Annotated in this window: 18 protein-coding genes; 7 read left to right on the top strand and 11 right to left on the bottom strand. The window is 70.3% G+C overall.

Going from position 1 to position 23,801, the window contains the following annotated elements; translation table 11 throughout:
• Positions 1 to 4 precede the first annotated feature (4 nt).
• Positions 5 to 3,874, top strand: a complete 3,870-nt coding sequence (gene hrpA / locus AB0I81_RS46085; protein WP_360671862.1) for an ATP-dependent RNA helicase HrpA — start codon at positions 5 to 7, stop codon at positions 3,872 to 3,874.
• Here the strand turns inward: hrpA and AB0I81_RS46080 are convergent.
• Positions 3,864 to 4,466 carry a Uma2 family endonuclease gene (locus AB0I81_RS46080; RefSeq protein ID WP_360671859.1) on the bottom strand — a complete coding sequence of 201 codons (603 nt, stop codon included), beginning with the start codon at positions 4,464 to 4,466 and terminating at the stop codon, positions 3,864 to 3,866. The genes hrpA and AB0I81_RS46080 overlap by 11 nt on opposite strands.
• Before the next feature lie 332 nt (positions 4,467 to 4,798).
• Between AB0I81_RS46080 and AB0I81_RS46075 the strand changes: the two genes are divergently transcribed.
• Positions 4,799 to 5,452 carry an HAD-IA family hydrolase gene (locus AB0I81_RS46075; RefSeq protein WP_360671856.1) on the top strand — a complete coding sequence of 218 codons (654 nt, stop codon included), beginning with the start codon at positions 4,799 to 4,801 and terminating at the stop codon, positions 5,450 to 5,452.
• Between the two features lie 98 nt (positions 5,453 to 5,550).
• On the opposite strand, the gene AB0I81_RS46070 is transcribed toward AB0I81_RS46075, so the two are convergent.
• From AB0I81_RS46070 to AB0I81_RS46050, 5 genes are all read right to left on the bottom strand, one after another.
• Positions 5,551 to 5,874, bottom strand: a complete 324-nt coding sequence (locus AB0I81_RS46070) for a DUF5709 domain-containing protein (protein ID WP_360671854.1) — start codon at positions 5,872 to 5,874, stop codon at positions 5,551 to 5,553.
• A gap of 33 nt (positions 5,875 to 5,907) precedes the next feature.
• Positions 5,908 to 6,180, bottom strand: coding sequence for a hypothetical protein (locus AB0I81_RS46065; RefSeq protein WP_360671851.1), 273 nt, complete (start codon positions 6,178 to 6,180; stop codon positions 5,908 to 5,910).
• Positions 6,170 to 7,711, bottom strand: a complete 1,542-nt coding sequence (locus tag AB0I81_RS46060; RefSeq protein WP_360671848.1) for a gamma-glutamyltransferase — start codon at positions 7,709 to 7,711, stop codon at positions 6,170 to 6,172. The genes AB0I81_RS46065 and AB0I81_RS46060 overlap by 11 nt, the downstream gene beginning before the upstream one ends.
• 40 nt (positions 7,712 to 7,751) lie before the next feature.
• The gene (locus AB0I81_RS46055; protein WP_360671845.1) at positions 7,752 to 8,999 is read right to left on the bottom strand and encodes an MFS transporter; all 1,248 of its coding nucleotides are present in this window, start codon (positions 8,997 to 8,999) and stop codon (positions 7,752 to 7,754) included.
• Between the two features lie 93 nt (positions 9,000 to 9,092).
• On the bottom strand, positions 9,093 to 10,820 hold the full coding sequence (locus tag AB0I81_RS46050; RefSeq protein WP_360671842.1) for an ABC transporter ATP-binding protein: 1,728 nt from the start codon (positions 10,818 to 10,820) through the stop codon (positions 9,093 to 9,095).
• A gap of 70 nt (positions 10,821 to 10,890) precedes the next feature.
• Here AB0I81_RS46050 and AB0I81_RS46045 point away from each other — a divergent pair, with 70 nt between their 5' ends.
• Positions 10,891 to 11,310, top strand: a complete 420-nt coding sequence (locus AB0I81_RS46045) for a MarR family transcriptional regulator (protein ID WP_360671839.1) — start codon at positions 10,891 to 10,893, stop codon at positions 11,308 to 11,310.
• On the opposite strand, the gene AB0I81_RS46040 is transcribed toward AB0I81_RS46045, so the two are convergent.
• Together AB0I81_RS46040 and AB0I81_RS46035 are read right to left on the bottom strand one after the other, a co-directional pair.
• Positions 11,303 to 12,310, bottom strand: a complete 1,008-nt coding sequence (locus AB0I81_RS46040) for a hypothetical protein (RefSeq protein ID WP_360671836.1) — start codon at positions 12,308 to 12,310, stop codon at positions 11,303 to 11,305. The two genes, AB0I81_RS46045 and AB0I81_RS46040, sit on opposite strands and share 8 nt — an antisense overlap.
• A gap of 24 nt (positions 12,311 to 12,334) precedes the next feature.
• A complete protein-coding gene (locus AB0I81_RS46035; protein WP_360671833.1) occupies positions 12,335 to 13,519 on the bottom strand; it encodes a helix-turn-helix domain-containing protein in 1,185 nt (394 codons plus the stop codon).
• Between the two features lie 106 nt (positions 13,520 to 13,625).
• Here AB0I81_RS46035 and AB0I81_RS46030 point away from each other — a divergent pair, with 106 nt between their 5' ends.
• Complete coding sequence (locus AB0I81_RS46030; RefSeq protein ID WP_360671830.1) at positions 13,626 to 15,725, top strand: M6 family metalloprotease domain-containing protein; 2,100 nt, start codon at positions 13,626 to 13,628, stop codon at positions 15,723 to 15,725.
• A gap of 70 nt (positions 15,726 to 15,795) precedes the next feature.
• Positions 15,796 to 18,327: a tetratricopeptide repeat protein gene (locus AB0I81_RS46025; protein ID WP_360671828.1), complete on the top strand. Its 2,532-nt coding sequence runs from the start codon at positions 15,796 to 15,798 to the stop codon at positions 18,325 to 18,327.
• Between the two features lie 28 nt (positions 18,328 to 18,355).
• Here AB0I81_RS46025 and AB0I81_RS46020 read toward each other — a convergent pair whose 3' ends face one another.
• Positions 18,356 to 19,228, bottom strand: a complete 873-nt coding sequence (locus AB0I81_RS46020; RefSeq protein ID WP_360671825.1) for a hypothetical protein — start codon at positions 19,226 to 19,228, stop codon at positions 18,356 to 18,358.
• A gap of 64 nt (positions 19,229 to 19,292) precedes the next feature.
• On the opposite strand from AB0I81_RS46020, the gene AB0I81_RS46015 reads away from it, so the two are divergent.
• A complete protein-coding gene (locus AB0I81_RS46015) occupies positions 19,293 to 20,081 on the top strand; it encodes a tyrosine-protein phosphatase (protein ID WP_360671823.1) in 789 nt (262 codons plus the stop codon).
• A 16-nt stretch (positions 20,082 to 20,097) separates the two neighbouring features.
• Here the strand turns inward: AB0I81_RS46015 and AB0I81_RS46010 are convergent, their stop codons facing one another.
• Positions 20,098 to 21,138, bottom strand: coding sequence for a Gfo/Idh/MocA family oxidoreductase (locus tag AB0I81_RS46010; protein ID WP_360671821.1), 1,041 nt, complete (start codon positions 21,136 to 21,138; stop codon positions 20,098 to 20,100).
• A gap of 192 nt (positions 21,139 to 21,330) precedes the next feature.
• Positions 21,331 to 22,233 carry a PAC2 family protein gene (locus AB0I81_RS46005; protein WP_360671818.1) on the bottom strand — a complete coding sequence of 301 codons (903 nt, stop codon included), beginning with the start codon at positions 22,231 to 22,233 and terminating at the stop codon, positions 21,331 to 21,333.
• A gap of 563 nt (positions 22,234 to 22,796) precedes the next feature.
• Between AB0I81_RS46005 and AB0I81_RS46000 the strand changes: the two genes are divergently transcribed.
• On the top strand, positions 22,797 to 23,798 hold the full coding sequence (locus tag AB0I81_RS46000; RefSeq protein ID WP_360671815.1) for a hypothetical protein: 1,002 nt from the start codon (positions 22,797 to 22,799) through the stop codon (positions 23,796 to 23,798).
• The last annotated feature ends 3 nt before the right edge of the window (positions 23,799 to 23,801 follow it).

Genomic DNA, 23,801 nt, shown 5'->3' with positions numbered 1-23,801 from the left:
CAGTATGGGAACGCCTTCGTTGTCCTCCTCACTCGCCGAGCTTCAGTCCCGCCTGCCCGATCTCATGCCGCGCGACCAGCGGCGCTTGCGGCGCAGGCTCGACGGCATGCGCCGGGTGCGCTCGCGCGACACCCGCGACAAGATCGCCGCCGAGATCCTCGCCGACGTGGAACGGGCCGAGCAGCGGCTGGTACGGCGCCGCGAGGCCGTACCGCAGGTGAAATATCCGGAAAATCTGCCCGTATCCCAGCGTAAAGACGACATCCTGGCGGCCATCCGCGACCACCAGGTCGTGATCATCGCGGGCGAGACGGGCTCCGGCAAGACCACCCAGATCCCCAAGATCTGCCTGGAGCTGGGCCGTGGCGTGCGCGGCCTGATCGGTCACACCCAGCCCCGCCGCATCGCCGCCCGTACCGTCGCCGAGCGCATCGCCGAGGAGATCGGCACCGGCCTCGGCGAGGTGGTCGGCTACAAGGTCCGCTTCACCGACCAGGCGAGCGACCGCACCCTGGTCAAGCTCATGACCGACGGCATCCTGCTGGCCGAGCTGCAGAACGACCGCATGCTCGACCAGTACGACACGCTGATCATCGACGAGGCCCACGAGCGCAGCCTCAACATCGACTTCATCCTCGGCTACCTGAAACAGCTGCTGCCCAGGCGCCCCGACCTCAAGGTGATCATCACCAGCGCCACGATCGACCCGGAGCGCTTCTCGCGCCACTTCGACGACGCGCCGATCGTCGAGGTGTCCGGCCGTACCTATCCGGTCGAGGTGCGCTACCGGCCGCTCGACGAGGACGACGACCAGACGCAGGGCATCGTGGACGCGTGCAGGGAGCTGATCGGCGAGGGTCCCGGCGACATCCTGGTGTTCCTGTCGGGTGAGCGGGAGATCCGTGACGCCGCCGACGCGCTGGCCAAGGCCGAGTTCCGCAACACGGAGATCCTGCCGCTGTACGCCCGCCTCAGCGCCGCCGAGCAGCACCGCGTCTTCCAGCGCCACACGGGCCGCCGCGTCGTGCTGGCCACCAACGTGGCCGAGACCTCGCTCACCGTGCCCGGCATCAAGTACGTCGTGGACCCGGGCTTCGCCCGCATCTCCCGCTACAGCCACCGCACCAAGGTGCAGCGCCTGCCCATCGAGGCCATCTCGCAGGCCAGCGCCAACCAGCGCAAGGGCCGCTCCGGGCGTACCTCCGACGGCATCTGCATCCGCCTCTACGAGGAGGAGGACTTCCTCAACCGGCCGGAGTTCACCGACCCCGAGATCCTGCGTACCAACCTGGCCTCCGTCATCCTCCAGATGACCTCGATCGGGCTCGGCGACATCGAGGCGTTCCCGTTCGTCGAGCCGCCGGACCGCCGCCAGGTCAAGGACGGCGTCAACCTGCTGCACGAGCTGGGCGCGTTCGACGCCCAGAGCAAGCTCACCGGCGTCGGACGCAAGCTGGCGGGCCTGCCGGTGGACCCGCGCCTGGGCCGCATGGTCCTCGAAGCCGAGAAGAACGGCTGCCTGCGCGAGGTCATGGTCATCGCCGCCGCCCTGTCCATCCAGGACCCGCGCGAACGCCCCTCGGAAAAGCAGCAGCAGGCCGACGAGAAGCACCGCCGCTTCGCCGACCCCGAGTCGGACTTCATGGCCTACCTCAACCTGTGGAACTACCTGCGCGAGAAGCAGAAGGAGCTGTCCTCCAGCGCGTTCAGGCGGTTGTGCAAGGCCGAGTTCCTCAACTACCTGCGCGTACGCGAGTGGCAGGACATCTACAGCCAGCTCCGCCAGACCCTCGGCGCCGAGCTCAACAGCGGGACCGCCGACCCGCACCACGTGCACACGTCCCTGCTCGTCGGCCTGCTGTCGCACATCGGCGTCAAGGACGTCATGGAGAAGCGCGGCGCGGACGGGCGCCGGCCGATCCAGGAGTACATCGGCGCGCGCAACGCCCGCTTCGCCATCTTCCCCGGCTCCACGCTGGCCAAGAAGCAGCCGCAGTGGGTCATGTCGGCCGAACTGGTCGAGACCTCGCGCCTGTGGGCCCGCGTCAACGCCAAGATCGAGCCCGACTGGGTCGAGCCGCTCGCCCAGCACCTGGTCAAACGCACCTACTCCGAGCCGCACTGGGAGAAGAACCAGGGCGCGGTGATCGCCCTGGAGAAGGTCACCCTGTACGGGGTGCCGCTGGTGGTCGGCCGCAAGGTCAACTACGGCCGCATCGACCCCGACCTGTCGCGCGAGTTGTTCATCAGGCACGCGCTGGTCGAGGGCGACTGGGAGACCCACCACAAGTTCCTCAAGGAGAACCGCCGGCTGCTCGAAGAGGTCGAAGAGCTGGAGAACCGGGCCCGCCGCCGCGACATCATGGTGGACGACGAGGCCCTCTACGACTTCTACGACCAGCGCGTGCCCGCCGAAGTGGTCTCGGCCAGGCACTTCGACTCCTGGTGGAAGCAGGCCAGGCAGGAGCGGCCCGAGCTGCTCACGTTCTCGCCGGAGATGCTGGTCAACGAGAACGCCGACGTCAGCGCCCGCGACTACCCGGACACCTGGAAACAGCTCGGCCAGCGCATGAAGCTGACCTACCAGTTCGAGCCGGGCGCCAACGCCGACGGCGTCACCGTCCACGTGCCGCTCCAGGTGCTCAACCAGGTCAACTCCGACGGCTTCGACTGGCAGATCCCCGGCCTGCGCGAGGAGCTGATCACCGCGCTGATCCGGTCACTGCCCAAGCACATCCGCCGCAACTTCGTGCCCGCCCCCAACTACGCCAAGCAGGTGCTGGCCGGCGTCAAGCAGGGCGGCGAGCCGCTGCTGGAGGCCGTGGAGCGCGAACTGCTGCGGCTGAGCGGCGTCCGCGTGCCCCGCGACGCCTGGCAACTCGACCAGGTGCCCGACCACCTCCGGATCACCTACCGGGTGATCGACGAGCGCAGGCGCACGGTGGCCGAGGACAAGGACCTCGACGCGCTCAAGCGCCGCCTGGCCCCCCGACTGCGCCAGACGCTCTCCCAGGCGGGCGACGACCTGGAGCAGACCGGCCTGCACACCTGGAGCTTCGGCACCCTGCCCAAGGTCTTCGAGCAGGGCCGCATGAAGGGTTACCCGGCCCTGGTGGACGCCGGCGACTCGGTCTCCATCAAGATCTTCGAGACGCAGGCCGAGCAGCGCCGCTCCCACTGGCCCGGCGTGCGCCGCCTGCTCCTGCTGAACGTCACCAACCCCGCCAAATCCCTCCTCGGCGGCCTGTCCAACCAGGCCAAACTCGCCCTGTCCCGCAGCCCGCACGGCGGGGCAATCGCCCTGTTCGATGACGTGGTCAACGCCTCCGTGGACAAGCTGATGCTCGACCTCGGAGGCCCGGCCTGGGACCCGGCCGGCTTCGACCGCCTCTATCAGCACGTGCGCGCCCACCTGTACGACACGGCGACGGACGTGTTGTCCAAGGTGGAGCAGATCCTGAGCGTCTGGCACGAGTCGAACGTCCGCCTGGACGCGCTACGACCGAGCGCCGCCACCGACGACGTACGGGACCAGCTCGGCAAACTCATCTACAAGGGCTTCGTGACGGCCACCGGCAACCGGCGGTTGTCGGACATCCTGCGCTACATCCGGGCCATCGACCGCCGCCTCACCAAGCTGCCCGAAGAGCCCTGGCGGGATCAGGAGTGGATGGACCGGGTGCACAAGATCGAGGATGACTATCACGACGTGCTGGACCGGCTGCATCCCGCGCGGCGGGGGGACCCTGAGGTGCTGGAGATCAAGTGGATGATCGAGGAACTGCGGGTGAGCTTCTTCGCCCAGACCCTCGGCACCCCGACCCCGGTATCGGAGAAGCGGATCACGAAGGCGCTGGAGAAACTCACGCCATGAAGATCGAGGTGTCGAGGTCGAAGTCGATGGGGGAGGGCAGATGGAGCGGCTTCCCGAGGGGAACGGTGGTGGTCGCGCGGTATCTGCCCTCGTCGAGGTCGCTGTGGACGGTCGCGCCGGGGGAGCTGGTGATCGTATCGATGAGCAGGTAGATCGGCACCTTTCCCAGCGCATAGAGGCGTAGCTTGTCCTCACGGTCAGTGCGAATGCTGCTGGGGGAGATGACCTCGGCGGCCATGATCACCCAGGACGACAGAAACTCGTTACCCCAGCGCGGGCAGTCGGGAGGTATCAGGGAGTAATCGGGGATCACCGAATCTCGGGGACCTTCGATGCAGAGGCTCAGGCTGCCCGGGGTGCTGCGCCACCCTCGGTCGAGGCTCAACGGAAGAAGTGCATTGTGCAGGTCCAGGGCCTGCCACGTGTGCTCGGGGCTGCCGGCAGGGCTCACGATCAGCTTCCCATCGATGACCTCGACCCGGAAGCCGGGGAGGGGGGGGAGGGCATCGAACAGCTCTCTTGCGGTTTGTGGCGTGTGCTGGTCGGGCTTGTCGGGTTGGGTCGCCGGAGGTTCGATCGCCATGGCCACCATGAGACCATCCCTTCGTGTTCGAACAGGCACGCTAAGTATTCCACTTCAGCATCGCCCCGCGCGACCAGAATCGGCTGCCTCTGCCCAGAGCGGAAGCGGCTGACCAGGGATTAAGCGGGCGAGCGCGGACATACCCGCCGCAGGGGAGCGTCAGGCCGGTACGGCTGGACGAGCTCCGCTCGCAGGCTGTCAGGCCGGTCGAGGTGCGCATCGGGCCGGTGGCCCTTCGCATCGTGCCTGGGCCGCATGAAAAAATCCCCTTGCAGGTAGTCCGATGTCTCCCGATGCCCGGGTGGATGAGGCGAGACAGAGCGGTTCGAGCAGGGGGATCGATGATTCAGGCAGTGGTGTTCGACGTCGGTGAGACGCTGATCGACGAGACGCGCATCTGGACGCGCTGGGCGGGCAGGCTGGGCGTCAGCCCCTTCGTGCTGCTGGGCGCGCTCGGCGGCATGGCCGCGCTGGACCGGCCGCACGGCGACGCCTTCCGGCTCGTACGCCCCGATTTCGACCTCGCGGCCGAGGACGCCGCCTGGGAGCGGGACGACCCCGACGGCCTGCGCAACCACTTCGACGCCGACGACCTCTACGCCGACGTGCGCGAGGCCCTGGCCGCCGTCCGGGCGGCGGGATACCAGGTGATCATCGCCGGCAACCAGCCGGTGCGGGCCTACGACGCGCTGGTCGCCATGGACCTGCCCGCCGACTCCGTGCACACCTCGGACGGGTGGGGCGTCTCCAAGCCGGAGCCGGCCTTCTTCGCCAAGGTCGCCGCGGTCGCGGGGCGGGAGCCGGCCGAGATCCTGTACGTGGGGGACCGGCTCGACAACGACGTGTTGCCGGCCGCCGCGGCGGGCATGCGTACCGCGCTGCTGCGCCGTGGCCCGTGGGGCTACCTGCACGCCGAACGGCCGCAGGCGGCGGCCGCCGACGTGATCGTCGACGACCTGCACGCCCTGCTGCCCGCCCTGGAGCGGCTCACGTGAGGTCTCCTGTCCTGGAGCGGCCCACCTGAGGTTCTCCTGTCCTGGAGCGGCTCACGTGAGGTTCCCACGGGAGCCGATGCGGATCGCCCGCGGCCGGTTCACGTGAGGTTGTCCTCGGGATCGATGCGGACCGCCCGCTCCTCGGCCGACAGGTCGTCGGTGTCGTCGTCGTAGTCCTCGCCGATCTCCTCGGCGTCCCTGTCCGGTTCGAGGCCCTCGTCCGGCTGCGTCAGCCGGTGTTTGGGACGGGGCTCGTGCAGCCGCTCAGGAGCCTCCCGCCGCAGGCGTTCGTCGAGCGAGTCCCGGTGTTGCGGGTCGTCCTCGACGATCTCGTGGCGAAAGCCCAGGTCGTCGGTCCACTCGGCGACCTCGATCTCCTGCTCGTCGCTCATGCCGTGCCGGTTCGGAGGTGTTTCGGTCATACGCGCCCCCTACCCAGACAGCGGGCCGGAATCCTACGACTTGCCTTCCTGCAGAGCCTGCGCCAACTCTTCCTTGCCCATCTGGGAACGTCCGGGGACCTCGGTCCGCCGCGCCTGCTCGTACAGCTCGGCCCTGGTGGGCTCGGTGGGGGAGCCGAGCGCGGTCAGCTCTTCGGCGCGGCGCTGCTGGAAGGCCCTGCCGAGCCGCTCCAGCTCCTTCGTGTCGGCCGACTTCCTGAGCGAGGGGAGCAGCTTGGTCTCCTCCTCCTCGACGTGGGGCTCGCTACCCGGACGGTCAGCGCCCAATCGCCGATCCGACGAGCGAGCGCGGGTCGGCGGCCCCGGCCAGCATCCCGTCCTCGCGTACGTCGATGAGGTGGGCGTGCCCGAACGAGCTCCCGTACGGCAGCGCCGCCACCCGGTGCCCGAGCGCCGCCAGCCCGTCGGCCCAGCTCGCGCCCTCCTCCAGGTCGAGGACGGCGTCGTCGGGCGCGTCCCAGGTGTCGAACCCGGTGCCGCCGGTGCCCAGCCGCCAGCGCGGCGCGGAGATCGCCCGTCCCGGCTCCTCGCCGTGCAGCAGCAGCCGGGTGATGACCTGGAGCATGAGCTGCGGCTGCGCGTCGCCGCCCATCGTGCCCGCCACGGACCTGAGCGTGCCGTCGCGGCGGGTGATCAGCGCGGGGGTGAGGGTGTGCGGGGGGCGCCTGCCGGGACCGTACTCGGCGGGATGGCCGGGCTTGAGCGAGAAGCCGATGCCCCGGTTGTGGAGATTGATGCCGGTACGCGGCTCGAACACCATGCTCCCGAACCCGGCCGCGTTCGACTGGATCAGCGACACGCCCATGCCGTCGGCGTCCACCGCGCACAGGTACGTCGTGTCGCCCGCCTCGGCCGGCGCGCGCAGCCGCAGCCGCGAGCGGGGGTCGATCATCGCCCGCCGCCTGGTGATCTCGGCCGGGTCGAGCAGGTCCTTGGCGTCCTGGTGCAGCACGTCGAGCCGGTCGTGCCCGGCCACCCTGGCGGCCTCGGCCAGCAGGTGCGCCCAGGCGGCGTGCTTCGGCGAGCGCGGCAGGTCCAGCCCCTCGGCGATGGCCAGGGAACGCAGCAGCAGGTAGCCCTGGGAGTTGGGCGGCATCGACCAGACGTCGTGGCCGAACGCCCGCGTCCTGAGCGGTTCCACCCAGTCGGCGCCCGGCGCGGCCAGGTCGGCCTCGGTGTACTCGCCGGCGCCCAGCGCGATCAGGCCCTGCCCGAACTCGCCCAGGTAGAAGCCGTCTCTGCCGTGCTCGGCCACGGCCTGCAGCGCGCGGGCCACGCCGGGCCTGGTCACGCGGTCGCCCGCGGCCCGTACGGAGGCGAAGTCGGCGCCGCCGGGACGCCTGGCCGCGTTCGCCGCGCCCGCCACCATCAGCGGCGAGGCGGGGAAGCCGGCGCCCGCCAGCCGGATCGCCGGCGCGAGCAGGTCGGCCAGGGGCAGGCGGCCGTGCCTGGTGTGCAGCGCCGCCCAGCCGTCCACGCAGCCGGGCACCGGCACGGACCTGACGTCGTGCAGGTGCGGCATGCGCGTGTGGCCTTCGGCGCGCAGGCGGTCGGCGTCCGCGCCGGATCCCGCCCGTCCCGAGGCGTTGAGCGCGCTCACCCCGCCGTCGTGGACCAGCGCGAACAGGTCGCCGCCCAGACCGCACATGTGCGGGGCGACGACGGCGAGCACGGCGTTCGCGGCGATGGCCGCGTCCGCGGCCGATCCGCCGCGCTCCAGCATCGCCAGCCCGGCCGCCGAGGCCAGGTGGTCGACGCTGCACACCATTCCGGAGGGCGCATATCTGGTGTTGTGCACGTCACGAGAGTACGCGTTCGGCGCCTGCCTTCGGTCGCGCTCAGGCGTTCTCTAGGCCGGGCCGTACCTTGATGGCCTGCCTGACCGTCTGGCCGGACAACCTGGCCAGCGCCACCGCCGCGACCAGCGCCGCGGCCACGCACACCACGCCGCCGATCTCCAGCGCGGCCCGCGGCCCGAACGTGTCGCTGAGCCAGCCGAGCAGCGGCCCGCCCACCGCGCCCGCGCCCGCGCTGACGATGGACAGGGCCGCGATGATCCGGCCGCGCATCGACTCGGGGCTGTCGAGTTGCGCCCTGGCCGAAACGGTGGTGTCGAGGGCCACCGCGCCTGCGGCGATCGGCAACATCGCCGCCGCGAACGTCCACAACGACGGCATCAGCCCGCTCAGCGCCTGCACCACGCCGGTTGCGAACACCATGACCAGCAGCAGCCTGATCGTCAGGTTCGGCCGGGAGGCGGCCAGGAAGCCGCCCAGCACCGTGCCGACGGCGAAGACCGTGGACAGCAGGCCGTAGCCGCCACCGCCCGCCTCCAGGGGGCCGGCGCTCATGGCGGCCATGGTGACCTGGTAGTTGCGCCCCAGGCTGCCCGCGACGAACCAGAGCGCCAGGACGACGAGCAGCCAGGGGGTGCGCAACACGTACCCGTCGAGCACGGCTCCCGGCCGGCTCTCGGAGGCGGCCAGTTCGTGGAACTCCGCGCGCCGCATGGCCGCCACGGCCACGATCACCGCGAAGAAGCTGGCCGCGTTGATCACGAACAGCCCGCCGTTGCCGGTGATCGGGAGCAGGGCGCCCGCCACGCTCATGCCGAGGATGCGGCCGGCGGAGTTGAGTATCGAGCCGAGCGCCATCGCGTTCGGCAGGTCGGCGGGCGGCACCACCTCGGCGCCGAACCGGCCGAGCGCGGGCCCGCCCAGCGCGGTGACCACGCCTCCGGCCAGTGCCACGGCGTAGATGGGCAGCACGGAACGCACGTCCGTCAGCGCGATCACCGCCAGCGCCGCGGCGAGGGCGGCCTGCGCGAGTTGCGCGGCGATCACGACAGGTCGGCTGGGCAGCCGGTCGGCCAGCGCCCCGCCCCACATGCCGAGCACCAGCGTCGGGAGCGCCTGCATGACCAGGCTCAGGCCGACGCTGGTGGCCGAGCCGGTCAGGGTGAGGATGAGCCAGTTGACGCCCAGCACCTGCATCCAGGTGCCGGTGACGGAGACGAGGTCAGCTCCCGCCCAGAGCCGGTAGTTGTGATGACGCAGGGCTCTGAACGTGGAGGAGTTGGGGGACAAAACGGGTCCTTGCCTTGAAGATGCACCGCGGGAACAAACACGCTGCTCAGGCGACCGGATTCCGGTCTGACCGGAATGTGAGGCAAGACACGTTTAAACGGGGACTTGGTCGCGGCTCACCAGCGCCGCGTAGTGCCCGGCGCGGGCCATCAGCTTGTCGTGGGTGCCGCGTTCCACGACGCGCCCGCGGTCGAGCACGACGATCTGGTCCGCGTCGCGGACGGTGGACAGGCGGTGCGCGATCGTGATCGTCGTACGGCCCCTGGCCAGGCCGTCGAGCGCGTCCTGCACGGCCTTCTCGGTCTGCGTGTCCAGGGCGCTGGTGGCCTCGTCGAGGATCAGCACCGGCGGGTCGCGCAGCAGCGTACGCGCGATGGCCAGGCGCTGCTTCTCCCCGCCGGAGAAGCGGTAGCCGCGCTCGCCCACCACCGTGTCGTAGCCCTCGGGCAACGAGGCGATGTGGTCGTGGATGCGCGCGGCCCGCGCCGCCGCCCGCAACTCCTCGTCGGTGGCCGAGGGCCGGGCGAAGCGCAGGTTCTCCGCGATCGAGGCGTGGAACAGGTACGTCTCCTGCGACACCACGCCCACGACCCGGCTCAGCGTCTCGAAGGTCAGCTCCCGCACGTCGTTCCCGTCGATCGTGACCCGCCCGCCGGTCACGTCGTAGAGCCTGGGCAGCAGGTAGCTCAGCGTGGTCTTGCCCGAGCCCGTCTCGCCCACGACGGCCAGGCCGGTGCCGGCCGGCACGGTGATGTCCACGCCGGTCAGGGTGGGGGCCTCGCCGTAGGAGAAGTCGACGTTCTCGAAGCGCACCTCGCCGCGTACGCCGTCCAGCTCGCGCCTGCCGGGCAGGATGTCCACGGGCAGGTCCAGGTACTCGAAGATGCGCCCGAACAGCGCCAGCGAGGTCTGCACCTCGACCCCGAGCCGCAGCAGCGACACCGCCGGGCGGAACAGGCCGGTCTGCAGCGTGGTGAAGGCCACCAGGGTGCCCACGGAGATCGCCCCGGTGTGGCCGACGGCCCAGTAGATCATCGCGGGCATCGCGGCCATGACGAGCTGGATGGACGCCTGCCGCCAGCGCCCGGCCATGCTGGTGCGCACGCCGAGCTCGGCCAGTTCGTGGGAGGACCTGCCGAAGCGCTCGGTCAGCTCGGTGGAGCGGCCCATCGTGCGGCCGAGCAGGATGCCGCTGATCGACAGGGACTCCTGCACCATGGAGGCGATGTTCGCGAGCTTGTGCTGCCGCTCGGCGGTGATGCGCTTGCGTTCCTCGCCCACCTTGCGGCTGATCCACACGAACACCGGCAGCAGCGCGAGGGAGATCGCGGTCAGCCGCCATTCGAGCGCGAGCATGGCCACGATCGTGGCGATCACGGTGGTGAGGTTGGAGACGAGGGAGGCGGCGGTGGAGGTGACGACCGCCTGCATGCCGCCGATGTCGTTGGCGATGCGCGACTGCACCTCGCCGGTCCTGGTCCTGGTGAAGAAGGCCAGCGACATGCGCTGCAGGTGGCCGTAGACGGCGATGCGCAGGTCGTGCATCACCCGCTGGCCCACGGTGGTGGAGACGAGCGTCTGCAGCACGTCGAACACGCTGGTCGTGACCGCCACGAGGATCATGCCCAGCGCCAGCAGCGTGAGCAGCCCGGCGTCCCTGGCCGGGATGGCCACGTCCAGCACTTCGCGCAGCAGGAAGGGGGAGGCCAGCGACACCAGCGACGACAGCAGGATGAGCGAGGCCACCACGCTCAGGCGGCCGCGATAGGCGGCGAACAGTTTCACGATGCGCCGGAGGGGCGCGCGAGGTTCCTCCGTCAAAAAGGATCTCCTCTCAGATGTCCACTCAAACAGAGGTTAACTCATATTTCTTCCGGCTAAACTTACCTTCATGGCAGAAAAGGAGCTCGCCGAGCTCTTGTTCCTTGTCTCCAAACGGTTGCGGCACGGCTACGTCGCGCGGCTGGTGCCGCTCGGGCTCAACCCCGGCCAGGCACGGGCGCTGCGGGCGCTGGCCGACGCCGACCGGCCGATGCGCATGGTGCGGCTGGCCGACGAGCTGCGGATCGTGCCGCGCTCGCTCACGCCGGTCATGGACGCGCTGGAGCAGTCAGGGCTCGCGCTCAGGCAGGTCGATCCGGCCAACCGCCGCTCCACGCTGGTCGTGATCACGCCCGAGGGGCGCGCCATGTCGGAACGGGCCCGCGACGCGCGCAGGCAGGCGGGGGAGGAACTGTTCGCGGTGTTGTCGGGGGACCAGCGCGAGCAACTCGGCGAGCTGCTGGGCCTGGTGGACGGTCAGTTCAGGTGACCGTGCCGCCGACGACCGTGCCCAGGCAGGGTGGCTGGGCCAGCAGGGCGGAGTACGGATAACGCCCGCGGGCGTCGTACACGGCGAAGTCGGCCCGCCCGCCGGAGGCCAGCGACCCGATGCGCCCCTTGCCCCGATCCATGCCCAGCGCCCTGGCCCCGCCCAGCGTCGCGGCCTCCACCAGCCTGCGGTCCAGCCCACGGGGCCGCAGCCCGCGCTCGCGCACGTGCCGCCGGATGGCCGAGGCCAGCCCCAGCGGCCCCTCCGAGTAGGTGCCGCGGGTGTAGAAGGCGACGGTGTTGCCCTCCTCCAGCAGGGTCAGCACGTCCCCGGCCGGCTCGACGGCGGTCGGGCAGAGGGCCACCACGGTCTTGCGCAGCCGCAGCAGCTTGCGCTCGCCCGGATCGAGCGGCCTGGCGCACACGACGTGGCACAGCGGCCCCAGCACCCCCGCCTCGTCCAGCGCGGCGAGGGAGTGGTGCTCCAGATCGACCAGCAGCCGCAGCCCGAACGTCCTGGCCAGCACGGCGACGTCCTCGACCACCAGCGGGTCGCGGGTGCGCAGGGCGATGCCGACCGCGCAGGGCCGATCGACCTCGCGGATGGCCGTGATGATCGCGTCGCGCCCGCTCTCCTCCCACTCCTGCTCGCTCTCGCTGGTCACCGCCATGTAGGAGATCCCGGCAGACCCCGCAGGTTCGGCCAGATCGGATACCACGCGCGCCCACGCGGTCACCCCGGGAGCGGAGGGCGGGGCGCAGCAGGCGTCCACCATGCCGGCGACGATCATGCCCGGCCACCGCACCTCCTCGGCGGCGGGGTGGGACGTCCGCAGTTTCGTCCTCGGGCCCACGGCGAGCACGCGCTCGCCTCTGGTCGCCACCGCCCCGTCACGCAGGGGATCGGCGGACACGGGCAGGACGAGCGACGCGGAGTGGATCACGACCGGCGCGGGCGCGCGCTTGCCCGTCAATGGTCCGGCACGCTTCGCAGACGGCATCCATACTCCCGTCGGATCAGGCCCTCAGGGCATTAAACGTGAATCCGGCACATCACTGCAATCAGGGCGGCTCCTGGGCAGGTAACGTCCTGAAAGCCGCGCGAGCTTGAGGCTGAGATGCAAGGCGAGCCGCTCACCCCCGTCCTTCAGATCCGTACGTGCCAGTTCCTCTACCCGCTGCAACCGGTAGTACAGCGACGTACGGTGCAGCCGCAGCGCCCGCGAGGTGGCCACCGCGCTGCCCGCCAGGTCCAGGTAGGTCTCCAGCGTCTCCAGCAGCGGCAGATACTGGGCATCCGCGAGCAGCCCTTCGAGCCCCGGATGCAGCTCCTGGTCCGGCGACTGGGTGATCATCCGGTACACCCCCAGCCGCGCCCACTCCGCCGTCCGCCCCAGCCCCGGCACCCGCGCGGTCACCTCGGCCGCGTGCCTGGCCTCCCGGTACGACGCCGCCGCCTCCGCCAGCGCCGGCCGCGACCGCCCGATCCCGACCACCACCGGCACCGGCATGGCCGCGTGCAGTTCGTCGGCCGAGACCGGCGGCCCGGCGGTGAGCAGCGCCGCGTGGTCGTAACGCACCAGATGCAGCGGATGGTGCCCGCTCAGCCGCCGCCGCAACGCCAGCAGCCCCTGCTCCAGCGCCAGCCGCAGCGCGTCGTCAGGCTCGGCCGCCCGCGGCCTTGCCACCTGCACGGTCACCGGCTGGGCCTGCGGGAACGCGCCCGCCTCGATGAGCTGCCTGGCGGCCTCCCGCTCGCCGAGCAGCAGCCCGTTGACCGCCTCCAGCTCCCGGTGCGAGGCCAGGCCGCTGGCCAGGCTCTCGTGGAACAACGCCAGGGCCAGGCCGGGGACCGCCGCCGCGGCCTCGGCGACCTGCGGGTCCGTCATGGGCGGCGCGGCGTCGATGAACCACAGGAAGCCGAGCAGGTTGTCGGCGTGCCGTACCGGGACGCAGACGCGCGGCAGCAGCCCCAGGGCCGGCGCCCCGGGCGTGCGCAGCGGCCGCGTCGCCTCGTGGACGCCGGCCGCGCGTAACCACTGCCGCACCTCGGGCACGGTGCGCCGGCGCAGGATGGAGTCACGGCGGACGTCGTCCATGGCGCCGCTCTGCTCGCTGTACGCCACGACGCGCTGCACGCGATCCTCCAGCAGCACGGGACGGTCGAGCCGGGCGGCGAGCTCGTCAACGGTGCGCTGGAGATCCGCCACGGGCACCCTCTTACCTGGATATTTCGTCAAACGACGGAATTTCAGATACAGGTCTTCCCTACAACTGCCGGGTGATCTCCGTCAATAACGTCTATACCGTCGATTCGTGAATGCCCCGAAGAAGCTGCTGAAGGGTTTGCTGGCGGCCATCGTGCTGATCCCGGTGAGCCTGCTGGCAACCCCCGCTTCCGCAGCACCCCCCGAAGATCCTGAGCATCCGTGGCGGCAGGACCACTGGCCGCAGACGCAGCCCTGGCAGCGTGACGCACCCCTCGACGGTCAGGCCCTGCGCACCCGCCCACCCGGCGGCATCAAGCCCATCGACCCGCAGAACTGGGAGAATCCCGACCACATGACGTGGGCGGACTACAAGAAGCCGCCCGGCACCAAGTGGAACGACCCCGCGGTCAAGGGGTCACAACGCACCTTCAAGGGCGCGCTCGTCTTACTCGACTACCCCAACCAGCCGTTCGTGGCGACCCAGCCCAAGGGCTCGACGATCTACGCCAACCCGAGCGCCGAGGCGCACGACGTCCCGCGCGACCAGGTCGCCAAGTTCTACCAGGACTTCCTCAACACCCCGAACGACCTCAACAGGGGCCACACCATCCACGAGTACTGGATGGAGGACTCCGGCGGCCGGTACGGCGTGGACCTGACCGGTTTCGGTCCCTACACCCTGAGCGGCAAGGACCACGAGTACGCCATGGAGTTCCAGCGCGGCACCGGCTGCCCCGCGGGCGACTCGTGCAACAAGAACCTGCGCACGGAGGGCAACGCGGCCTGGATCGCCGCCGTCGGCCCGGACGTGGCCGCCCAGTTCGACTTCGTCTTCTACCTCAGCGCCGGCCAGGACGAGTCGTCCACCTGGCAGGAGTTCGGAATGATGAAGTTCCCGCTCAAGGAGGACGTGCCGGACGAGTGGGGCCCGCCCGACCCCGCGCTGCCCAACTGGGTCGCGACCCGCTACGTCGACTGGACCTCCTGGCAGGCCGGCTCCAACTTCTGGCCCAACGCCCGCTTCGGCATCGACTCGGTGCAGGCCGAGAGCTCGGGCATGGCCGTCTACGCCCACGAGCTGAGCCACATCATGGGCATCGCCGACAACTACAACAACCCGTACGGCGTGCCGCCGATCAGGTCGTACACCGGCATCTGGGAGATGCTCAGCCGCGGCAGCTTCAACGGCCCGGGCGGGCCGCACTCCCGCTGGCTCATCCCGCCCACCGGCGGCGCCTCCATGGGCGCCCAGCACATGCTGCGCAACAAGATCGCGCTGGAGATGGTGGACGAGCGGAACGTGCTGCGCCTGTCACGGGAGGCGCTGGACGAGTCCGGCCTGGTCACCGCCAAGGTGCTGGCCCGCGTGGTGCAGCCGGGCGACAAGGAGCTGTCGGGCGTCAACATCTCCTTCGACACCGGCGACAAGAGCTCCTGCGCGGAGACCGACCCCCTGTGCGACCGCGGCGAGTACGAGAACTACACCGTCGAGGTCGTGGACCGCATGGGCACCGACTCCTTCACCCCCGACTCCGGCGTCCTGCTGGCCAAGACCAAGAACGAGGACGACGCCCCGTTCGAGTGGGTGATCGACGCCAACCCGCAGGACATCGGCATGACCGACTACGTGCTGCCCGACGGGACGCAGGTGCCGATCACGATCGGCGACTACCGGCAGCTCTCCGACGCCCTCTTCCACGCCGGCACCGACTCCGGCAGCGAGTACGAGTACGTCGATGAGGCCAACCGCCTGCACTTCTACATCACCGACGTGCACCGCAACCGCGACGGCGAGCTCTCCTACACCGTCGCGATCCGCTCGCTCGACGGCTCCGGCCCGCAGCGCCGGGGGCTCAAGCTGCTGCCCGCCGCCGGCATCCCCACCGCCAAGAACATCTCGACCTGCAAGTTCCCGCTGTTCAACACCGGCAGGACGGCCCCGGCGCAGGGGCAGCACCCCGAGGACGTCAGCGCGTACCTGAACTCCGACCTCTACCGCCTCAAGGCCGAGGTGCAGGGCAGGGGCTGGACCGCCCAGCTCCCGAACGCCCTGGCCTCCGTCGCGACCGGCAGGCAGGCGCTCGTGAGCGTCAACGCCGTGCGCGCGGCCGGCGGCGACCGGCTGGCCAGGGTCAAGCTCACCGCCACCTCGGAGAGCGACCCGAGCAAGACGATGACCGCCACCTGTCATGTGATCGGCATTTGAATGAACGATGGGGTACGGCTGGCGCAGGCCGTACCCCATCGGCTTGAATCACCCCCAGAGGGGGTGTTCGTTGACAGGGGACAACCTGCCGGACAGACCGCGACGGAGGAAGATCTCGTGGGCCACGCCCGCTTCCGCCGGGATCGCCGCCGCCGCCGCGAGCGTGCTGCCGACTCTGGCGGAGTGGAACATTCCGGTCGTCGCCAAGGTCGGTGTCACGATAGCCGCCGCCGTCCTCGCGGGGCTGGCCACCTGGGTCACCACCGAGTCACGCGGCGCCAAACGCCGGCCCCGCTTAGAACCGGGCCCGCTCTCGCCCGACCAATGGCCGCCCGTTCCCGAGCACTTCACCGGCCGCGTCGAGGCGCTGGCCGAGCTGCGCCAGGTCTTCGCCGAGCGCAAGAAGGCCTCTGACCTCTCGCCGCCGCTGGTCGTCTCCGTGTACGGCCGGGGCGGCGTCGGCAAGTCCGCGCTGATGACCAGGTTCGGCCAGGAGGTCGCCGGCTGGTACCCCGACGGCCGCCTGTACGCCGACCTGCGCGGCGGCGTGGACGCCCCGGTCCGGCCCGAGGAGGTGCTGATCGGCTTCCTGCGCGCGCTCGACGTCCGCCTGACCACCGACCCCGGCGGCCTGGAGGAGCTGCGCAAGCTCTGGCTGACCTGGACCAAGGGCCGCAGGATCCTCATCGGACTGGACAACGCCCACGACGCCGCCCAGGTCAAATCGCTGATCCCGGCCGAGCCCGGCTGCGCGGTGCTGGTCACCTCGCGCGCCCCGCTGTTCCTGAACGGCACGCACGACACGCGGCTCGGCGTGTTCAGCGAGGCGCACGGGGTGGAGCTGCTGGCCAGGCTGGCCGGCGGCGGCCGGGTCATGGAGGACCTGGAGGCCACCAAGGAGGTCGTGGGGATGTGCGACTTCCTGCCGCTGGCGATCAACATCTGCGGCGGCCGGCTCGCCACCCGCGAGCAGTGGACCATGCGCGAGATGGCCAAGCGGCTGGCCGACACGCGGCGCCGGCTCGACCTGCTGGAGGTCGCGCCCACGGTGGACAAGAGCGTGCGCGCCTCCGTACAGCTCAGCTACGACGACTGCACCGGCATGCAGCGCCGCCTGCTGCGCCTGCTCAGCGCGCTGACCTCGCCCGATGTGCCCGGCTGGGTGGCCGGTGAGCTGCTCGACATCTCCGGCCTCGACGGCGCCGACCAGCTCGAAGCGCTCATCGACGCGCAGCTCGCCGAGTGCTCGGGCACCGACCAGACCGGCACGATGCGCTACCGGCTGCACGACCTGGTCCGGGTGTTCGCCGCCGAACTGGCGGAACAGGACGAGGAGGAGCGGCGCAGGGCCGCGATAGAGCGGGTGTTGTACGGCTACCGCCGCCGCGCCGAGGAGGCCGCCCAGAACCGCTGGCCGCAGGACTGGAGCAGGGCCGGCCGCAGATCGACCCCCGACGGGGAGGTGCTGGCCGGCGAATGGCTCAACGCCGAGCGGCTCTCGCTCGTCGCCATGGTTCACCTGGCGCACCAGCTCCGGCTCTGGGAGCTGACGTGGGGGCTGGCCAGGGCGTTCTGCTCGTTGTGCCATTCGCTGCGGGCGTACTGGTCGGACTGGGCGGCCGTGGCGGAGCTGGGCTGCGAGGCCGCCGCGCGGACCGGCGACCGGCGTGCTCTGGCCATCTCGCTGCTGGACGCCGCAGCCGTGCACGGCGGGCTGGGACTGCGCGAGCGGGCGCTGGAGGAGGCCGAGCGGGCGCTCGGCCTCTTCACCGACCTGGGGGAGACCTGGTGGGCGGCCAGGGCCATGCGCACGATCGGGATGACGCTGTTCAGCGACGGGCATCTGGACCGGGCGCAGGACTTCCTGATCGGGGCCATCACCTCGTTCAAGGGCGATGAGGACCTGTGGTGGATGGCCCGCACCCAGCGCAACCTGGCCGAGATGCGGATGGCCGAGCGGCGGCCGGAGGAGGCCAGGGAGCTGCTTGAGGACGCCCTGGAGATCTTCAAGCGGGACGGCAACCGCTACTCCGAGGCCCAGACCCTGCGCGTCTACGGCGAGGTGCTGGCGGCGCAGGCGCGCGGCGAGCACCGCGCGGGCGACCACCGGCTGGCGTCGAACCTGTTCACCAGGGCCGGCTTCAGCCTCGACCGGGCCGGCGAGATGTTCAAGCAGCGCGGGGAGTTGTGGGAGGAGGCGCGCTGCCTGCGCGCGGCCGGCGAGGTGGGCGATCCGGACAACCGGCTGCGCGAGCTGGAGTACGTGCGGCGGGCCGAGGAGATCCTGGCCGCGCTGGGGGACTCGTGGGGGGTGGCGCGGACCGCGGTGTCGGCCGGGCGGGCGCTGGCCAGGCTCGGCCGGATCGAGGAGTCGGAGGAGGCGCTGCGGCGGGCGGTGCGGGACTTCGAGGAGCTGGAGGACCGGTGGTGGATGGCCATGAGCCTGCGCTACCTCGGCGAGGCGCACCTGGAGGCGGGCGGGCGGGGGGCCGCGGTGGAGCCGCTGGAGCACGCCAGGGAGATCTACCGCAGCCTCGGGAACGAGGCGGGCATGCGCAGGACCCTGGAACTCCTGCGCCGCGCCGCCCCGGACCCCAGGTGAGCGGGGACCGGGCTCCTGCGCCGCGCTTTCAGGTGAGTGGGGATCGCAGCAGTTCCCCGGCCGCCTGCCTGGCCTGGAGGATGCTCTCCTCGAACAGCTTGCGCACGTGGGCCGCCTGGTCCGACAACTCCCTGATGCGCTCGTGCGCCAGTTCGTCGCGTACGGTCTCGGCGATGAGCTGCTGGTACTCGGGGGTCTTGGCGGCCAGCGCCTCCAGCCGCAGGTGGGCGTGGTAGACCTTGTCCGCCTTGAGGACCTGCTTGGCGTACTTCTCCAGATGGCGCACGCGCCGTGACAACGACGTCCAGGCGGCGTCCAGCGCGGTCGTGTACGGCTTGAACGCGTCCTCCATGCCCGACGGCAGCTCCCGCGGAATGATCCTGCCCTGCTCCGCGTGCATCGACGACAACTTCCGCAGCCGCTGGGAGATCTGCCAGATCTCCTCCGGCAGCGACACCTGGTTGTCGATGCTGTCGATCAGCCCGGCCTTGTGCACCTGCGAGCCCATGATCGCCTCGACGGCGTTCTGCGCCCTGCGCAGCAGCATCTGGCAGGGACGGTCCAGGTCCTCGGGCAGGATGTACTGGTTGGCGTGCTCCCTGGCCAGCCGGAGTCTTCGTCTGGTCGATCGATATGAGGTGTCCACCGCCATCCACCGGATCAGCACCATCAAGCCGGAGCCCACGCTCGCGAGGTAGAAGAGCAGATTGCCGGTCAGCACGGAGAGCATGAGCAGGAAGCCCGGCAGCACGAAGAGCAGGGCGGGATTGAGTGTGGTGTCCATTCGCGAGCCCGACCGGGCCATGCGGAGAATGTGCGGGCTTGACCGCAGCTCGACCGAGATCTCCGGATGCAGCGATGGATCGATCACCAGCCGTGGAGGCAGAGCACGTGGATCCATACGTTCATGCTGCGTTATGAACGTCGAATTCGCTCATATTCGATGGACATATAGGGTCGTAATAATGAGCGAGATGACGAGGTGGATCGACCTTCAAGGCGCTGTCAACGTCCGTGACCTGGGCGGACTCCCCACACGTGACGGTGGGCGGACCCGGGCCGGACAGATCTTCCGGGCCGACAATCTGCAGGGACTCACCCCCGCGGACGTGACCCTGCTCGTGGACGAGCTGAAGTTGCGGCACGTGGTGGACCTTCGTTCCAACGCCGAGGTGACCCTGGAGGGCCCCGGCCCGCTGACCCGCGTGCCCGAGGTGCGTCACCACCACCTGACGCTGTTCGCGGAGGGCGGACTGCACACCGACGTCGAAGCCGACACGATCGACGCGGACCGGGTGCTGCCGTGGGCCGAGCGCGTGCTCGACGAGGAACTGCGGGTGACCGGGTTCTACTTCGGCTACCTGCGCGACCGGCCGGACTCCGTGGTGGCGGGCCTGCGGGCGATGGCGCTGGACGACGGGGCCTCGCTGGTGCACTGCGCGGCGGGCAAGGACCGTACGGGGGTGATGTCGGCGCTGGCGCTGGAGCTGGCCGGGGTGACCCGGGAGGCCATCGTCGCGGACTACGTGGCCACGGGGGAGCGGCTGGAGCTGATACTCCAGCGGCTGCGGGGCAGCGACACCTACCGGGTGGACCTGGACTCGCGCCCGGCCGACGACCACATGCCGAGGTCGCGCTACATCGAGCAGTTCCTCGGCGTGCTCGACGACCGGTTCGACGGGCCGGCGGGGTGGCTGGCCCAGCACGGCTGGACGGACACGGACACGGCCGCCATGCAGTCCCGCCTGCTCTGAGCCTGTGACAGGGGGGTCAGCTCAGGTGGACGACGATCCGCTGGGTCGCCGACAGCCGGGCCGCCTCGATGACGGCCAGCACCTCCACCGCGCTCTCCGGATCCACCGGCGGCGCCGCGCCCTCGCGCAGCGCCGCCGCCACACCCCGGTAGAAGCTCAGGTAAGCCCCCGCCTCGGTACGCACGATCACCCGCTCATCCTGCGCGCCCAGCACGCCCCAGCGGTCCTCCTCGTCATCGCCGAACCCCGCCGAGTCGGGCGTCATCCCGGCCCGCAGCCGCTCCTCCTGCACGTCCATCCCGAACTTCACGAAGCCGCCGGCCGAGCCGAGCACCCGGAACCGGGGACCGAGCCTGGCCGCCATCGAGCTGGCCCACAGGTGCGAGCGGGCCCCGCAGGCATGCGTCAGCGCGATGAACGTGTCGTCGTCCGCGCTCACCCCCTCGCGCCTGACGTCGCTCTCGCAGTAGACCTCGCGCACCGGGCCGAGCAGTTGCACGGCCTGGTCGACGAGGTGGCTGCCCAGGTCGTACAGCAGGCCGCCGACCTCGTCGGGGCCGCCGGACTCCCGCCAGCCGCCCTTGGGCACCGGCCGCCAGCGCTCGAACCTCGACTCCAGCCGCAACACCTCGCCCAGCCGCCCCTCCTCGACCAGCTTGCGCACCGTGCGGAAGTCGCCGTCCCAGCGCCGGTTCTGGAACACGGTCAGCATCAGCCCCCGCTCCTTGGCCAGGCGCACGAGCTCGCGGCCCTCCTCGGCGGTCCTGGCCAGCGGTTTGTCCACGACCACGGGCAGGCCCCGGGTGAGGGCGGCGGCGGCCGTGGACACGTGCGTCCTGTTGGGCGAGGCGACCACGACCAGGTCGCACCGGTCCCACAGGTCCCGCACGTCGGCCACCGGCGCCGCGCCGTACCTGCCCGAGACCTCGGCCTGGCGATCGGGATTCCTGGTGACGACGGCCGCCAGGGTCAGGCCGGGGGTGGCGTGGATCAGAGGGGCGTGGAAGCAGGCCCCCGCCGTGCCATAACCGACAAGGCCGACGCGGATGTCACTCATCGGCCCAGAGTATCGAGACAGGCCCAGGGTATCGAGACACCACTCAGAGGGCCAACAGGGCGCACCGTAACGGCGGCCCGCCACTGAAGGGGTCAGAGGCCGTGTTCCTGGAGGGCCATCAGCCGGAGTGCGGCGGGTGGCGGCCGGGGTGGCGGTGCCGTACGGGATCGAGAGGCATTTGATCTTGGAGAATTACTCCTCCTCGCCGCGTTCGGCGAGGAAGCGTTCGAACTGGGCGGCCAGTTCGTCGCCGGTCGGCATCGGGGTGTTCTCGGCCATCAGGTTCTCGCGCTCCGAGCCCGCCGCGAACGCGTCATACTGCTGCTCCAGCCCGCTGATCGCGGTGGACAGCTCGGCCGAGGCCTGGATCTGGTCCTCGATCTCCGTCGTCGTACGCCGGGCGGCGTCATGCAGCGCGTCCATCGGGAACACCAGCCCCGTCCCCCTCGTCACGGCCTCCAGGCCCGTCACGGCGGCGGTCGGGTACTCGGCCTGCGACAGGTAGTGCGGCACATGCACCGCGTACCCCAGCGCGTCGTGGCCCTGCGCCCCCAGCCGCAGCTCCAGCAGCGCCGCGACGCTGCCCGGCACCTGGACCCGGCCGAACACGCTGCTCTGCGCGTGCATCAGCTCAGGCCGGCTGGCGTGCATCGTGATGCCGAGCGGGCGGGTGTGCGGGACCGCCATCGGGATCCCGTGCAACGTCACCAGCTTGCTCACCCCCAGCCGTTCCACCAGCACCGCCACGGCCTTGGCGAACAACTCCCACTCGCGGTCGGGCTCGGGCCCGGTCAGCAACAGGAACTGCGTGCCCGTCGAGTCCTTGGCGACGTACAGGCTCAGCTCATGGCTCTCGCACTCCACCCACCGGTCGGTGTCGAACGTCATGATGGGTCGTCGCGACCGGTAGTCGAGCAGCCGGTCCACGTCGAATGTCGCCACGACCCGGTGCTCCAGCTCGGCCAGCAGGTGGCCGAGCGCGAGACGTCCGGCAGAGCCCGCGTCGACGAAGCCGTCGAAGTGGTACAGCAACACCGGATCGGGCAGCTCGGGCGCATCGTCTGCGAGCTTGTAGAGATCCTTCGGGTCGAACACGGTTGAACAGCCTTTCCCTAGGTACTCTTTCCCAGAACCTACGGCGCGCCGGAACGATTCCGTGCACGGCACCCTATCGAGGTACAAGGGGCCGCATGGACGGGGATCCGGCGCCCGTGGAGTGCGCGGCCGGGACGTCCTGCCTGGCCAGAGCGGGTGACCTCGCAGGCGCTGCGAACCTGTGCGGGAGCGGGATCGCCGGCCGATCCGAGCGACGGCAAAGGTGACACTTTGCTGAGGCCGGCGGCTTATTACGGTCACGCTGAGACTGTACGGAACCTTGTAACAATCGGTGCGGACTCCGGCCGGGCCGGCGGCCGTGGGCTGAGGCCGCGCGGGGGCGTGGCGTTCAGGAAGGAATCTGCCGTGGTCAGGGCACCAATGCACGCCGGAGCCGATCCGCGCGCCGGACGCCCCTCGGCCATCCCAACGGCGCAGATGTTCGCGAATGACCAGTTTATCCAGTGGTTCACGCAAAGCGATTCATAGTATGAAATAAGTATTAAAGGGCTCGAAGTTGCCGAGTGTGGCCTTTCAGTCACTCCATAGTCATGCTGGGGGGCGTGGCTACTTCTGCGCACTCCTTCAGCAGGCGACCGCTCCACATCCCTCCGCTGCCATGTCCGTTCGCGAACGAGATCAACGTTCATGCCTCGGAGGTCGACGCGGAGAGCCACGCATGGCTGGCCGCCTCAAAAATGCTCAACGGCGCCGACACCATCGAGCACTTCCGGCGCTCGAAGATCGGCCTGCTCGCGGCTCGTACCAACCCCACGGTGCCGCGGGACAGTCTCCGGTTGATCAACGACTGGTACAACTGGCTCTTCGCCTTCGACGACGCGTTCTGCGAAGGCGAGCTCATGGGACACCGGGCCTCCGCATTGGCCCGCGCCCTCCCGCCGCTGCTCGAAATCCTCGACGGCCGCAGAGATCCCGACACCGACGACCCCTTCGGCCTCGCACTCCAGGAGTTGCAGCGCCGGATCTCCGACGACGCCACCCCCGCCCAGGTGGACCGGTGGCGAATCACCGTGAAGGAGTACCTCTTCGCCCAGATCTGGGAAGCCGCCAACCGCGAGGCCGACCTCATCCCGACCCCCGAGGACTACGTCCTGATGCGCCGCATCACCGGGGCCACCTACACCTGCTTCGCGCTCATCGACGCCGGTGGCGGGTACCGGCTGGAGGCCGAGGAGTGGCACCATCCCGACGTGCGCACACTCTCCGACCTGGCGTGTGACCTCATCGGATGGGACAACGACCTGCTGTCGTACGCCAAGGAACGCGACAACGACAAGGCCAGGCACAACCTGGTCACGGTCCTGGCCACGCACAAGTCGCTCAAGCTCCAGGAGGCGCTGCGCCAGGTCTCCCAGATGCACAACGACGCCATCGCCGCGTTCATCGACCGGCGCGCGTCGCTCGAGAAGTGGGCCCCGCTCCCGGTCCGCAAGTACGTCCGCGGCCTCGAACACTGGGTTCGCGGCCACATCGAGTTCTCCCTCGGCAGTGCGCGCTACGTGCACGCCTGGCCTGACGGCACCCAGTGGCCGAAGGCCGTCTAACGG

Origin of the sequence: Nonomuraea sp. NPDC050404 (assembly GCF_040655495.1) — a bacterium.
Lineage (GTDB): Bacteria > Actinomycetota > Actinomycetes > Streptosporangiales > Streptosporangiaceae > Nonomuraea.
This window is presented reverse-complemented; position numbering and strand designations above follow the sequence as displayed.